The organism is Thermosyntropha lipolytica DSM 11003 (assembly GCF_900129805.1).
GTDB lineage: Bacteria > Bacillota > Syntrophomonadia > Syntrophomonadales > Syntrophomonadaceae > Thermosyntropha > Thermosyntropha lipolytica.
On the sequence record NZ_FQWY01000004.1, the window covers coordinates 83973 to 98715 of the forward strand.

Below are 14743 nucleotides of genomic sequence, written 5' to 3' on the forward strand. Positions count from 1 at the left end.
ATACTAATAATTAGACTGGAGGGGGGATCTATTTGCGCTTTAATCCTGATAAGCCGGAAGATAACAGCAGCCAGATCATAAAAAAGCTTATGGATAAAGTGGATGAACTGGCAGTAAATATGGAAAAGATGCGACTGGCAGAATATATGGAATTGCTGGAAAATCCACGCCGCCTCTTGTGGCTGAATTTCCTTATTGGCTTAGCCCGCGGTTTTGGTACGGCCATAGGCTTTACGATGCTGGCAGCTTTAGTCCTGTATTTTTTACAGCAGATGATAGTATTAAATATTCCGGTTATCGGCAGTTTTATTGCTGATATCGTAGCTATTGTGCAGGCCCAGCTTAAAGTGGGAGGGTTTATATATTATTGATGAAACGGGGTGTTAACAGTGGATATCCAGACTTTACAGCAGAGAAAAAAAGAGATAGAAAGCATAATAGAGAGGAAAAGAGAGCAGCTAATGATCCCCCAGCAGGAATCTACAGATGAACTCTCCCTTTATGACCAGCATCCAGCTGATACTGCTTCTGATTTATATGAAAGGGAAAAAGATGCCGGACTCCTGGAGATGCTGGAATTCGAATTAGAAAAGCTGAATGATGCCATTAATCGCTATAACAGCGGCTGCTATGGGATATGTGAAAACTGCGGACGCCCGATCGAAGAAGGTAGGCTGAAAAGAATGGTCAATACTACCCTTTGTGCGCAGTGTGCTGTAAAAAGAGGGGATAAATTTACCCGGCCTTATGAGGAAGATATTTTGTCTGCCGGCAGTATGGCAGATAAGGGAGAAACTATCCAGGTAGCTGGTTATGAAATGTATGAAGAATAGAGAAAAATTTATGCCGGGTACTTGCAAGAATTTAAGGAGCAATATATATTTATTGTGAGATACGGAAAAGGGGGAGCATATGTGAAAATAGGGGTTTTTACTGACAGCTATAAGCCGTATACGAGTGGAGTAGTTACTTCGATCACTACCTTTAAACAGGAACTTACCAGTATGGGTCATGATATATATATATTTGCTCCCAGTTATCCTCATTATGAGGAGGAAGAAGATAAGGTTTACCGTTTTTATTCCCTTCCTGCTCCCACCAACCCTGACTATACCCTGGCTATTCCTGTTTATCCGGGGCTTAATATGCTTCTTAAAAAGATTGACCTGGATATAATCCATGTCCACTCTCCTTTTACAATGGGCAGAGTAGGGCTGCACTATGCAAGAAAATATGACCTGCCTATTGTTTTTACTTATCATACCCTTTATGACCAGTATGTGCATTATGTGCCGGTAGCCCAGGAATTAGCCCGGGATATAACTATAAGGTACAGTACGAATTTTTGCAATCAATGTGATCATGTGATTGTACCTTCTACCGAAGTAGAGGCAAAATTAAAAGACTTAAAGGTTAAGACCCCTATTTCGGTAATACCTACGGGAGTTCCCGTGCATAAATTCAAGCATGGTGATAATACCTGGCTTAGAAGACATTACCCCTCTATTTCGGAGAAGAATAAAATACTGCTTTTCGTAGGCCGTTTGACCAGGGAAAAAAACCTGGAGTTTTTAATCGAGGCTTTCAGTCGGCTCAAAAAAGAAGAACCGGCTACCACCCTGGTGTTAACTGCCCAGGGGCCTCTCGAACATGAGCTTAAAAAGCTGGTTAAGGAACTTAATCTCTCTTTAGAGAGGGATGTGGTGTTTACCGGGGCTTTGCCCTTTGATACCTTGATAAACGTATACCATTCAGCTGATATTTTTGTATTTGCCTCCCTGACCGAAACCCAGGGATTGGTGTTAATCGAAGCCATGGCGGCTGGACTGCCGGTGGTAGCTGTAAAGGCTAATGGGGTAATCGATATGGTAGATGATGGGGTAAACGGCTTTTTGACCCCTTGTGATAAAGAGGCTTTTGCCGGAGCGATAAAAAAACTGCTGGCTGACGAAAAGCTTTATAATTCCTTCAAATCCCAGGCCTATAAAAAAGCCGCGATGCTTTCTTCAGCCAGTATGGCACGCAAGCTGGAAAAGGTTTATCAGGACCTCTGTGAACGAACAAGGCCTAAAAGGCGAAGAAAAAGCTATGTTATGGATTTGCTTTACCGTTTAGGTTCCTAAACGGCTTTAAAGCAAGGTGGAGATGAAAGAAGGTATGCGGAAAACGGCTTGGCATACCTTTTAATTCTTTTTGCTTCTTTAAGCCCAAATTAAGAAAGGAAATACGAGTATGCTGCGCAAGATAATAGCGATCATGCTGGGAAAAATAGTCTGGTTCATATTGAAGATTTTAGGCCGGCAGGCTACCGTACTTCCAGGCCGGGTGGCTCGCTTAATTGATCGTGATATTTTAAAAAAGCTTTCCCGCAATATAAGTGAAGAAATAATTGTTATAACCGGCACCAATGGCAAAACTACCACCTCCAACATGCTGGCCGGGATACTCAAAGAAAAAGGTTACCGGATTGTGCACAACCAGGCTGGTGCCAACATGCTTACCGGCATTACCACTGCCTTTATCAAGGAAACAGATATAAAAGGAAGGAAAAAGCATCATTATGCAATCCTGGAAACAGATGAGGCTAATGTCCCTCTGCTTTTAAACGAGGTAAAGCCAAGAATGATACTGATCACCAATTTTTTCCGAGATCAGCTGGACCGCTATGGAGAGCTTGATCATACAGTAAGGCTTATCAAGGAAAGCATAAAGGGAAAAAGCCTGGAGCTGGTTTTAAATGCTGATGATCCTATGGTAGCCCATTTAGCCTCGGATACCGGGGCTACGGCCTGGTACTACGGATTTTCGGATACCGATTATGATTCCCTGGAAAGCAGGGAAAGCCGGGAGGGAAGGTACTGCATTTTTTGCGGACATGAAATAAGCTACCGGCGTTATCATTATGCTCAGCTGGGAAGCTTTTTCTGCCCTAAGTGCGGCTATCATAATCCAGAGCCGCATTTTACCGGGTATGACCTTTCTTTGCAGGGGGGAATAAGCTTGCGCATAAATGACCTAAAAATCACCAGCTCCTACCAGGGTTTTTATAATGCCTATAATATCCTGGCTGCAGTAGCTGCAGCCAAGCTGTTAGGGATAGAAAATGAGGTTATTGAGCAGGCGATAAAAAAATACCTGCCCCCCTCCGGACGCATGGAAACCTTTATTATAAACGGCAAACCGGCAGTGCTGGTTCTGGTTAAAAACCCAACCGGCCTCAATCAAACTTTGCATACCTTGCAATATGATAAAAGGAGCAAGGATGTATTTTTCGCCTTAAATGACAATGCGGCTGACGGCAGGGATGTTTCCTGGATATGGGATGCGGATGTAGAGATGATAAATGACATAAACTACAAAATGGTCATCTGTTCGGGAAAAAGAAGCGGGGATATAGCAGTGCGCATGAAATATGCAGGGGTGGATAGTGAGCGTATAATTATCCGCACTCTGCTTAAGGAAGGGATTGAGGAAGCTCTAAGGAGCGAAGGCGAAACAGCTTATATTTTATCTACCTATACGGCTTTATTTGCGTGTCGTGATATTTTGCAGGAATTACAAACTTCCGCCTCAGCCGGGGAAAAAGGAAGTAAATCACTATCAGCAGTTTAGAGGGGAAAGAAAATATGGAAACGATAAAGATTGCTCATCTGTATCCCGATCTGCTCAATTTATACGGTGATCGGGGCAACCTCATCTGTTTGCAAAAAAGGCTTAACTGGTACGGCTTTGCCTGCCATATAATCCCGGTAGAGCTGGGAGAGGATATAGATTTCTCTACCCTGGATATGGTTTTTATGGGAGGAGGTTCTGACCGGGAGCAGAACCTGGTTTACCGCGACCTTTTCCGCCAGGCTGATGCCCTGTGGGTAGAGATTGAGGAGGGAATGCCCCTTCTGGCTATATGCGGCTCTTACCAGCTCCTTGGCAGATATTACGAATCCATAGATGGCAAGATGATGTATGGTCTTAGCTTTTTTGATTTTTATACTGAAGGGGAAGAAAAAAGGCTTATCGGCAATATTATACTGGAAACCGAGGTAACAGGAGAAAAAAAGACGGTGGTAGGCTTTGAAAATCATGGCGGCAGGACTTATTTTAATGATGATACCCTTAAACCTTTCGGAAAAGTTTTGCGGGGATATGGAAACAACGGCCAGGATAAAACGGAAGGGATAAGCTACAAAAACCTTATCGGGACTTATCTGCATGGACCTCTGCTTCCTAAAAACCCTGCTATTGCCGATTTCTTCATCCAGGCTATCCTTAAAAGAAAAGGGCTGGAGCTTAAAGGAGAGTTAGATGACAGGATAGAAAACTTTGCCCATGAACAGGTAAAAAGAATGCTTCTTGGCACTTAAAAAGCCCGGGAGATAAAGCCCGGGCTTTTTTTACGAGTTTTTTTCTTTGTCTAAAGCTTTATTCAGCCAGTCCCGGCGCAGGATAATGCTTAAATAGACGATCGTGCGCAGAGCCCAGTCGGCAACGAAAGCCATCCACACATAGGTTATGGGAAGCTTCAAAACCCTTATAAAAAGGTAGATTAAGGGCAGGCGAAATCCCCAGGTAAAAAACGTGCTTATAAGCATAGGGGTGCGGGTATTGCCAGATCCTCTTAGAATTCCGCCGAAAACCATGCTGGAAGCAATAGTAAGCTGTTCTAAAGAAGCTATCCTTATTAAAGTTCCGGCCAGATTTATTATATCCGGGTCATGGGTAAAAAGTCCCGCGATCTTAAAAGGAAAAAGGGCAAAAAGAAGGGCGAAAAATCCCATTATTATCAGGGCAAATTCCAGGGTGCCCCGGGCATAACTTTTGGCCATTTTAAAATCTTTAGCCCCTATGCTCTGCCCGACCAGGACACTGGCGGCAATAGCTATGCCGAATCCGGGCATGAATGATATGGACTCTACCGTTATGGCCAGCTGATGGGAGGCATAAGCTAAAGTCCCTGCATATACGAGCAAGAAAATAGAGAGAAGATTGCTGGCGGCCCAGAAAAACTGCTCCAGAAGGCTTGGGCTTCCCAGACTTAATATATCGCGAAAAACCTGCGGCCTAAGGGGAATTTTTTTAAGCTCTTCGGAGCGGAAAAGCTCTTTTCTATTTTGATAAAGAAAATAAAAAGCCAGAACCAGGCCTAGAATATGCGCAAGGGAAGTTGCCCAGGCAGCACCGGCTACCCCCAGGGCAGGAAAGCCCAGCTTTCCATATACCAGAACATAATCAGCAGCGGCATTAAAAGCATTTACTATAAGCGCAATCCGCATAGGGATATCTGTTCTTCCCATTCCTCTGAAAACCGCGTGCATCATGTAAAGGGTAATGGCAAAAGGGGTAATTTTAAAGGTTATCAAGAGGTAGGAAAGGGCAGCCTTATGTACATCTTCTTCTACGTTAAAGAAACTGACGATTTTTTCTGCATTTATTAATCCAGCAGCACCGACAATTATTCCTATCACCAGCCCTATAACCAGGGTATGCAGGGTAAGGCTGGCAATGCGGCGGTAATTACCGGCCCCTTTAGCCTGGGCTACCAGTACTGAAGAGCCTACAGACAGGGCTTCAAAAAGGAGTACCAGGGAAAAGAATATCTCGGCCCCCAGCCCTACTGCCGCCAGAGGAGCAGCTCCCAGACGGCCTACAATGGCTACATCTATTACCCCGATTATCATGTACATAATCATTTCCACCATCGCCGGCCAGGAAACCTGCCATATTTTGTGGCTTAATGTTTTGTCCTTCAAGATTAGAAGCATGTCCCTTACCCCAATCAGGCAATTTCTGATAGTTTGAGCCTACCAGTTAATAAGTATAGCCTTTAAAAGAAGGAAAAGCTAGTAGAGAAAAAATTTTGCCCAAACTGACAGAGAGATGTCACCAGCTGCAGTTATATTTTTTATAAGAACCAGGCAGGAAAATGGAATATTTAAGCAGAATTTAGCAGAATAAATCCATTTGAGGTAAAATATGATGGCAAAATGGGAAGATAAAAAAATGAGAGGATGATGGAAAGTGCGGATAACAATAACCATGCATTCTGATCGGGACATAATTCTGCCGGTTCATTATCACCATATTTTGCAGGGATTTTTATATACCCACATATCCGACCGGGATTACCGGGAGTTTTTGCACCAGGAAGGGTTCGGCTGTGGAAAAAGAAAATTCAAGCTTTTTACTTTTTCGCGACTGCAAGGAACATTCAAATTGGACCAGGATAAAAACTACATAACTTTCAAATCACCTGTAGATATAACCGTTGCTTCTCCCCTGGAACCTTTTATAACCGACCTGGCCGAGACCTTGATGAAATCGGATGAGCTTTATCTGGGCAGCAACCGCCTGCAATTAAAATCGATAAATGTACATAAACCGGTAGTTTTTAAAGAAAAAATGCGCATAAAGATGATGTCACCTGTAGTTGCCCATACGACGGAAGAGATAAATGGCAAAAGAAGGACTACTTACTTTTCGCCCTGGGATGTGCCTTTTGACAGCCTGATTTTAAGCAATCTTAATAAAAAATACTGGATTTTAAAGGGAAAATACCCGGAAGGAGATTTAAAGGTGGTACCCTGCGATAGTCATAAGGATAAATTTTTAAAGATAATACGGTACAAAAACTTTATCATCAAAGGCTACCTGGGAAATTACTATCTGGTAGGTGATCCTGAGCTGATGGAAATAGCTTATTACACCGGACTTGGGGCCAAAAACTCCCAGGGGTTTGGGTGTTTTGAGGTAGAGGGGGTAAGATAAAGGTGCTGGAAAGCATAATTGAACTGGGAGGAAAAGTTTTAAGCCAAAAAGAGGGTTTAGATGCCCTTATTCAGGAAGTTCCGCTGGAAAGCAGAAAAGGAGAAAAGAAACATGTATGTAAGATTATTTTTGATACCAGAAATAAAATCTTTGATGTTGATGTCAATGAGGAAATAGATGAGAACACGGTAAAAAAGTATTTGCATGTGGGTTCAGCTGATGGTTCCAATTCTCCTCAATGGTATATCACTTCTAAAGGCAGCAGCTATATTTTAAGTGAACTCTTTCCTAATTTAAAGGAACAGGGTCTTTTTGCGGATATAGTAGATGATATCTTAACTAACTTTTACTGGAAATCAGAGGAGAGTCTGGGGCACAGAAAGTACAATTATATGCTTGATATTAAAAAATTAGGTATAAGTGAAAAAACTATGGAAGCTTTAAAACAGGAAGCCTTAAAAGAAAATAAGCCGGGGAAAAAGCTTTTGGATCTGGTAGGAAAAGAGTTTGAAAAGTGGATAGCTGACAAAAAAGGATGCAAAAAGGATGATATAGGCTTATACACTGTTATAGTAAATGATTTGGTACTTGTTGAGGATAAAGATTATCAGGCAAAGGTTTTGGAATCTAAAAAGCCCAAGGGGGCTGCTGGGGGGAAGAAAAAAGGAAGTAAAAGCTCCAAAAGTGAGCAGAATCTACAGTGCAATGTATGCGGCAGTTTTCAGAATATAAGCTCGGATTTGAACAAAATGAAAATTAAATATTTTACTACCAATCAGGAAATTTTTAAAGGAAGCCTCAAAAGTTATGAAAAAAGCCTGAATCTTTGCAGTAGTTGCATAGAAAAGCTGCAAGCAGGCGAAATATTTGTCCAGCAGAATCTGGGAGTAAATATTGCCGGATTTGATGTACTGGTAATACCCAATCTGATATATGGTTCAGGAGTAGAATATGAAGAGATGAAAAATTTAACGCGGGAGATTATTAATACTGTTAATATGTCAAAGAGCATAGATGCCTTAACGGATTTTCGTCAGCAGCTAGATTTGTTGAAGGAATTTGACGACATTATTTACCTTTTAGATTTTGTTTTTATCCGGAGGTCAAATGCAGCTACCAAAATATTAAGGCTAATAAAAGATGTAAAACCTTCTTTCTTTGAACTTCTGGAAAAAGCAGTAGATGAATTAAAGGAAATGGCAGCCAGACATATCAGTATTTACAACTATCGGGGAGGGCTTAACAGTGTCTACTATCTGACGCCGGTAAGATTCAAAAGCGGAGATAATTCCAGTTTCCGTGATCTACTGGCCCTTTATGATGCCCTGTTTTTAGGGAGACAGGTGGATGAGAAACACATAATATCCAACCTGGTTAAAGGCTGTCGGATAATCTTTCATGCGCAGGAAGGATACAATATCAAAACTAGCCGGGATAATCTGCATTACTTTATTCTCGATGGTATTTTTTTTACCAAATTTCTAGAAAAAATGGGATGTATGAAAGGTGGTGAGAAGGTGAGTTACAGCAGTTTAGGCCTGCCTGATAATTTATGCAGTTTTATGGAAGAAATGGGATATGACCAGATGCAGGGGGCTATGTTTCTTTTAGGCTACCTGGTAGGGGAAGTAGGCAATGCTCAATATCGGCGTTATTCCGAAAGCGGAGGTGATGGTACTTATAAGCCGGTTCTTAATAAGATCAACTTTAACGGCATAGATAAAAATAAGCTTATCAGGCTGCGTTCCGAAATCCTTAACAAACTGAGGCAGGAAAAGATCCTGCAGTATAACGAAAAAATCTATGCTGCCTGTGTGCAGCTGATGGATCGAAATATAAACAACTGGAAGCTCAATAAGGATGAGAACCTTTTCTATCTCTTATCCGGCTATGCTTATGCTACCACGGCACCGATGAAAAAGAAAGGAGAGGAAAATAGTGATAAACAATAGCTTGATGCTTTACCTTTATGATGCTAAACTTACCAATCCTAATGGAGACCCTGATGAAGAAAACCGCCCGCGCATGGATTATGAAAGGAGCATAAACCTGGTTTCCGATTTGCGCCTTAAAAGATATATAAGGGATTATTTGCTGGATAAAGGTTATGAGCTTTATGTGCAGAAGATAGGAGATAGATCAGTTACCGCCGAAGAAAGGGTTAAAGATTTAAAGGATGCTAATGATGAGGAAATATTTAAAAAATTTATCGATATCCGGCTTTTCGGAGCTACTGTTCCGGTTAAGAATGACAATAAATCTTTTATTGGACCGGTACAGTTCAACTGGGGATATTCTCTGAACAAAGTAGAGCTTTTAGAAGCCAGCATTACTTCTACCTTTGCCAGCAAGGAAAAGAATCAACAAGGGGCTATGGGCAAGGATTATCGGGTAAAATATTCTTTTATCGCTTTTTCGGGGGTAATAAGCGGCAAAAGGGCGGAGTATGTCAAGCTGACCGATGAGGATATTGCCTTGCTGGATGAGGCTATGAAAAAGGCTATTCCTTTGCAGGCTACCCGCAGCAAGATAGGACAGACTCCCCGGCTTTATTTAAGGGTAGAATTTAAGGATAACCAGACTATGCTCAATGATCTGCGGGGCTACATAAAGCTGGCAGGAGAAGAAGAGAGCCTGCGCTCTATTGAAGAATGCGCTCTGGAATGCGGAAGGCTTAAAGCTTACCTTGATCAGAATAAAGACTTGATTGCTAAAGTTTACTATTTTAAAGATGATGAGCTTAGACTGCTTGTAGATGGAAAAGCCTGCAGTATCCTTGATGTTCTGGCCGGGCTGCAGGTTAAAGAATTATAGATTTAAGGGATGATTAACTATGAGGGTGATTATTTTTGATCTGAAAGGACCTATGGCTCACTTTCGCAAGATATATACCAATTCTTCCTCGCTCAGTTATTCTATTCCTCCCCGCACCACTCTGGCCGGGATAATTGCTGCTGTTTTAGGATGGGAAAGGGACTCTTATTATGAAAAAATGCATTCGGAAATGGTAGGCCTGGCAGTGCGCAAGATAAACCCTACCCGCAAAATAATGCAGACATTGAATTATATAAAAGCTACCAGCCCTTCGCATTTGGCCAATTTTTCCGAAGGACATAGCCAGATACCTTTTGAGATAATATGCGGGGAGCCGGAAGTAAGGTACCGTGTTTATTTTCGTACTGAAGATGAGGAAGTGTATGAAAAAACAAAAAACGCCTTAAAAAGTGGACGTTCAGTTTTCCCTATCTATCTGGGAGCTGCTCCTTTCAGCGGGGTCTGGGAATGGATAGGGGAAGGAGAACTGGAAAAAGATGTGAGCCAGGAAGTTAAGGATATATTTACCCCGATAGATGTGAACTTGATTGCCAAAATCGTATGGCAGGAGATGCAAAAAGATTCCATGCTGGTTAAAGACAGGATGCCGGTTGATTTTACCCAAGAAAGGTATCCGCTAAATACGAAAAGCTATCTCTATGATGATAAAGGAGGAAGCATAAAGTTAAAACTCAAGGAAGAAGCCTTATGCTTTAAGGTTAGTTATAAAGATAAAGAGCAGGAAACATGCGAACATATTTTGTTTTACTAGTACCGGGAAGGTGAAAATATGGAATTTTATTCCCATCCTGATAAGAAACTGGTGCAGCATCTCTGTGAAGTAAGGGATTGGGCGATTGCGTATTGTCCGGAAAAATATAAGGAAATAGTAGAGGTTACTTCTCTAAGTCATGATTTTGGCAAATTTACCAGCTATTTTCAGGAATATCTTTTTTTAAAGAAGAAGAATGACCAGCTTCATCACCATGGTTTTATATCTGCACTTTTCGGTGCTTTTTGGGCTTTAAGAAAATGGGGGGATGATTCCTTTTTCCCCCTTGTTGTTTATAGTGCTATTCACCATCATCACGGCAACTTGACTTCGTATGGCGAAATTTTACCCAACACCGTATCTGATTTTGGAGAAAATATTAAACGAAAACTGAAACAGGCTTACCAGCAGATAGAGGATATAAAAAACCATTTCGATGATGTTAAGCAAGATGTGGCAGAAATTATACCAGAAGATATCCTGGATGATTTTGTTCTCCGCTTTTCACCGGATAATTACCTGAAATCCTTGCTGAAAATAAATCATCAGTTCCGGGTGCGCAATAAGTGGAAAACAGAGGAAAGCTATTTTTTACACCAATTCGTTTATTCTTCCCTGATCGCTGCGGATAAATTAAGTGCAGCCAGTATTTATGGCATAGAACCGGCTTTTGTGGAGTATGAGGAATGTCTTAAAGCCAGAGCAAAAATTTTGCCTGCCAGTTCCGCAAATGATATAAGTAATATCCGTAATGAAATATTTGCTAAAGTGCAGCAGAATATGGAAAAGAACTGGAGTAAGGGAAAAATTTTTACCTTAACCAGCCCTACCGGTTCAGGCAAAACCCTGACCGGTTTTTGTGCCGCCAATATGCTAAATCAGTTCCTGGGTGGAGGACGGCAGATTATATACATACTCCCTTTTACTTCTATTATTGACCAGAATTATAATGTCATTGAGAAATTGCTGCATGCAACTTCTAGAAAAGATGATATTTCTTATCTCTTAAAACATCACCACCTGAGCAGTGACGAAATAATAGGCGAAGATGAAGATTACAGTGCGGCCGATTGGAAACTTATTATGGAAAACTGGCCTTCGGGAGTGGTGGTTACTACCTTTGTTCAGTTTTTTGAAAGCATTATAAGCCACCGCAACCGGATGCTTAAAAAACTGCACCGGCTGAAGAAGGCAATTATACTCATCGATGAAATTCAGGCTTTAGATTTTGCCTACTATAAACTGGTAGAGTATGTACTCAGTATGCTCTGCCAGTATTATGATGCCCGGGTTATACTCATGACAGCTACCAGGCCTTTTCTATTTGCCGGGGATGAAACCTTGCCGGCAATTGAGCTTCTGCCCGAATATCCGGATTATTATAGATACTTTAACCGTACAGTTTTAAATATAGTTCAGGATAAAATGCCGGTAAAGCAAATGGTGGAAAAATTCAGCACCTTATTGAGTGAAGATTTATCCTGTCTGGTAGTGCTCAACACCATAAATTCTTCTCTGGAGGCTTATAAAGAAATAAAAACCATGCTGGAAGAAAGAAATATCAATAAGCCTCTGTTTTATTTATCGACTAATCTAGTTCCTGTACACAGAAGGCAAAGGATAGAGGAGATTAAAGAAAGAATGCAGAGAGGGGAAAAAGTTATACTAGTATCTACCCAGGTAGTAGAAGCCGGAGTAGATCTGGATTTTGATATAGTCATACGCGATTTTGCTCCCTTAGATTCTATAATCCAGTGTGCGGGAAGATGCAACCGCTCTGGCATGCAGTATATGGAGAAAAAGGGAGAAGTTTATCTAATATGCGATCTGGTAGATGATAATGGCCATTCCTATTCTTACCGCATTTACGGTAAAACTAACCTCAACCTTACTAAAGAGATTCTGGAAGGGTATGCCAAAATTGAAGAGAGGGATTATCTAACTATAATTGAGAAATATTATTCTCTACTGAAAGAGAATAAGAGCAGTCAAACTTCTAATGATTTGATTCAAAATATGAGGGATTTTGCCATAAAAGACGGCATTGCCAGGTTTTCCCTGATAAAAAATAATCCCGGCTATATAGATGTTCTTTTCCGCTTAAATGAAGAAGCGGAAAATGCCTATCAGGAATTTTTTGAAGTTATAAAAATAAAGGATAGGGGAGTAAAAGCGGAAAAATATCTGCGAATATCTTCTATTTTGAGCAGGTATACCATATCTATGCCGGTTAAATATGCCGGGTATTTTGAGAAAAAACCTCTAGGAGATGGCTTTTTCTTTTCTCTGCCTCCGGAAGGATGCCGGGATTATTATGATGAAAATGTGGGATTCTTGCGGGATAAAGAAGATGAAGCTATCTTCTGCTGATGGAAAAAGAAGGGATGTATATGGATTTTTATGTAACAGGAACCCTTATATGGTATTATTATATATGTAAAAGGCAGGTTTGGCTGCTGGCTCATGGTATGGAGGCTGACCAGGAAGATGAGAATATAAGGATAGGAAGGCTTATTGGAGAAACCAGTTATGAAAGGGAAAAGAAAGAAATAGATATAGCTACTGGTAAATTTGATGTAATGCGCAGGGAAGGAGAAAACCTGGTGGTGGGGGAGATAAAAAAATCTTCCCGTTTTGTAGAAAGTGCCGGCAAACAGCTTCTTTTTTACCTTTACCAGCTGAAAACCATGGGCATAGAAGCTAAAGGAGAGCTTTTAATTCCGGAAGAGCGAAAAAAATTCCTGTTTACCTTAGATGAGGAGAGTGAAAAAGAAATAAAAAAAGCGATTAAAGAAATAGAAAAGATAGTTTTCTCTCCTCTCCCTCCTCCGGCGGTTAAGAATAAATATTGCGGCAGGTGTGCCTATGCCGAGTTTTGCTGGGCCTAGTCAAAAGCAGGTGGTAAGATGAAAAAAACAGTTTATGTATTCAATGACGGGGAATTTAAGCGTAAAGATAATACGGTCTATTTCGAGACTGAGGAAGGGAAAAAATACCTTCCCGTAGAAGACTTGAAAGAGATCTATGTTTTCGGCGAAGTAAGCTTAAATAAAAGGTTTTTGGAGTTTATCTCCCAGAAAGAAATAATCCTTCATTTTTTTAACCATCACGGCTACTATACCGGAAGTTACTATCCCCGCGAACACCTGAATTCTGGTTTTATGATCTTAAAACAGGCTGAGTTTTATCTGGATGCCGAAAAGAGGATAAAGCTGGCGCGGGAGTTTGTAAGAGGAGCAGCACAAAACATGCTGGCTGTTTTGCGGTATTACCATAACCGGGGCAAAGATCTGGAAAAGGTAATCGAACACATAAAAGAACTGACTTTAAGCATTGATAACTGCTGCACAACCGAAGCCTTGATGGCAATAGAAGGGAACATAAGAGAAACTTATTACGAAGCCTTTAACTTAATAATCGACAAGCCTGATTTCACCTTCAGCGGCCGCAGCCGCAGGCCCCCCAGGGACCGGATAAATGCCCTTATAAGTTTTGGCAATACCATACTTTATACTGCAGTTTTAAGTGAAATCTACAAAACCCATCTGGACCCGCGCATAGGTTATCTGCATACCACTAACTTTCGCAGATTTACCTTAAACCTGGATGTGGCAGAAATATTTAAGCCTATCCTGGTTGATCGTCTGATTTTCAGCCTGCTTGGGCGCAATATGCTCAAATCTTCCCACTTCGAAAGCAAACTGGACGGCATTCTGCTTAATGAAACAGGCCGCAAACTATTTTTGCAGGAATGGGAAGAAAAAATAAAAACTACTATAAAACATAGAGAACTGGGCAGAGAAGTTTCTTATCGAAGGCTTATCCGAATGGAGCTTTACAAGCTGGAAAAACACCTGATAGGGGAAAAAGAATATGAACCCTTCGTTTCGCGCTGGTAGGAAGTGGATTAGAGATGTTTGTCATAATGGTTTATGATGTAGGGGAAAAAAGAGTGGGCAAAGTTTTAAAAATCTCCCGCAAATACCTGTACTGGGTGCAAAATTCTGTTCTGGAAGGAGAAATAAGCGAGAGCAACTTGCGCAAACTGAAATACGAATTAGAAAGAGTAATAGATGAAGAACATGATTCCATAATATTTTATACCTTCCGCACCACCAGGTATTATCAGCGCGAAATAATGGGAATAAAAAAAGGCGGCGAGGATAATTTCCTCTAGTAAAAAACAAAAATAACCAAAGGCAAAAATGTCGTCGACCTCCAGTAATGTAAAAACCCCCGGGGGTCGACGACATTATTATTTGCCGAAAAATCTTGACACTAAGAAGTTTTGCAAGTAAAATTAGGAAAAAATGAGTTAATGCGATTTACTTAAGAAGCCTTATTTTATGGTGATTTTAATTTGTTTTTAGCCTACCTATGAGGAATTGAAACATG

General features: G+C 41.0%; 14 protein-coding genes. 13 read left to right on the forward strand and 1 reads right to left on the reverse strand.

What is annotated here, in order from left to right; genetic code table 11:
* Nucleotides 1-89: 89 nt before the first annotated feature.
* The 5 genes from BUB92_RS01745 to BUB92_RS01765 all read left to right on the forward strand — a co-directional run bounded on the left by BUB92_RS01745 (nt 90) and on the right by BUB92_RS01765 (nt 4361).
* Nucleotides 90-371 carry a DUF5665 domain-containing protein gene (locus BUB92_RS01745; RefSeq protein ID WP_073089322.1) on the forward strand — a complete coding sequence of 94 codons (282 nt, stop codon included), beginning with the start codon at nt 90-92 and terminating at the stop codon, nt 369-371.
* A gap of 18 nt (nt 372-389) precedes the next feature.
* Complete coding sequence (locus BUB92_RS01750) at nt 390-833, forward strand: TraR/DksA C4-type zinc finger protein (RefSeq protein ID WP_073089289.1); 444 nt, start codon at nt 390-392, stop codon at nt 831-833.
* 81 nt (nt 834-914) lie between these two features.
* A complete protein-coding gene (locus BUB92_RS01755; RefSeq protein WP_073089291.1) occupies nt 915-2123 on the forward strand; it encodes a glycosyltransferase family 4 protein in 1209 nt (402 codons plus the stop codon).
* A 109-nt stretch (nt 2124-2232) separates the two neighbouring features.
* Complete coding sequence (locus tag BUB92_RS01760) at nt 2233-3612, forward strand: Mur ligase family protein (protein ID WP_073089293.1); 1380 nt, start codon at nt 2233-2235, stop codon at nt 3610-3612.
* A 14-nt stretch (nt 3613-3626) separates the two neighbouring features.
* A complete protein-coding gene (locus tag BUB92_RS01765) occupies nt 3627-4361 on the forward strand; it encodes a type 1 glutamine amidotransferase (protein WP_073089295.1) in 735 nt (244 codons plus the stop codon).
* Between the two features lie 30 nt (nt 4362-4391).
* Here BUB92_RS01765 and BUB92_RS01770 read toward each other — a convergent pair whose 3' ends face one another.
* Nucleotides 4392-5759, reverse strand: coding sequence for an MATE family efflux transporter (locus BUB92_RS01770; RefSeq protein ID WP_073089297.1), 1368 nt, complete (start codon nt 5757-5759; stop codon nt 4392-4394).
* A 256-nt stretch (nt 5760-6015) separates the two neighbouring features.
* Here BUB92_RS01770 and cas6 point away from each other — a divergent pair, with 256 nt between their 5' ends.
* Genes cas6 through cas2 form a run of 8 tightly spaced genes read left to right on the forward strand, consistent with a single transcriptional unit; the run spans nt 6016 to nt 14525 of the window.
* On the forward strand, nt 6016-6762 hold the full coding sequence (gene cas6, locus BUB92_RS01775) for a CRISPR-associated endoribonuclease Cas6 (RefSeq protein ID WP_073089299.1): 747 nt from the start codon (nt 6016-6018) through the stop codon (nt 6760-6762).
* Nucleotides 6763-6764: 2 nt separating this feature from the next.
* Nucleotides 6765-8714 carry a TIGR02556 family CRISPR-associated protein gene (locus tag BUB92_RS01780; protein WP_159432291.1) on the forward strand — a complete coding sequence of 650 codons (1950 nt, stop codon included), beginning with the start codon at nt 6765-6767 and terminating at the stop codon, nt 8712-8714.
* Complete coding sequence (gene cas7b, locus BUB92_RS01785; RefSeq protein ID WP_242938974.1) at nt 8701-9576, forward strand: type I-B CRISPR-associated protein Cas7/Csh2; 876 nt, start codon at nt 8701-8703, stop codon at nt 9574-9576. The genes BUB92_RS01780 and cas7b overlap by 14 nt, the downstream gene beginning before the upstream one ends.
* 19 nt (nt 9577-9595) lie before the next feature.
* The gene (gene cas5, locus BUB92_RS01790; RefSeq protein ID WP_073089302.1) at nt 9596-10348 is read left to right on the forward strand and encodes a CRISPR-associated protein Cas5; all 753 of its coding nucleotides are present in this window, start codon (nt 9596-9598) and stop codon (nt 10346-10348) included.
* 18 nt (nt 10349-10366) lie between these two features.
* A complete protein-coding gene (locus BUB92_RS01795; protein ID WP_073089304.1) occupies nt 10367-12718 on the forward strand; it encodes a CRISPR-associated helicase/endonuclease Cas3 in 2352 nt (783 codons plus the stop codon).
* A gap of 20 nt (nt 12719-12738) precedes the next feature.
* On the forward strand, nt 12739-13236 hold the full coding sequence (gene cas4, locus BUB92_RS01800) for a CRISPR-associated protein Cas4 (RefSeq protein ID WP_143156832.1): 498 nt from the start codon (nt 12739-12741) through the stop codon (nt 13234-13236).
* Nucleotides 13237-13254: 18 nt separating this feature from the next.
* Nucleotides 13255-14247: a type I-B CRISPR-associated endonuclease Cas1b gene (cas1b, locus tag BUB92_RS01805; RefSeq protein ID WP_073089306.1), complete on the forward strand. Its 993-nt coding sequence runs from the start codon at nt 13255-13257 to the stop codon at nt 14245-14247.
* Between the two features lie 14 nt (nt 14248-14261).
* Entirely contained in the window at nt 14262-14525 is a 264-nt protein-coding gene (cas2, locus tag BUB92_RS01810) for a CRISPR-associated endonuclease Cas2 (RefSeq protein ID WP_073089307.1), read from the forward strand.
* Nucleotides 14526-14743 lie beyond the last annotated feature (218 nt).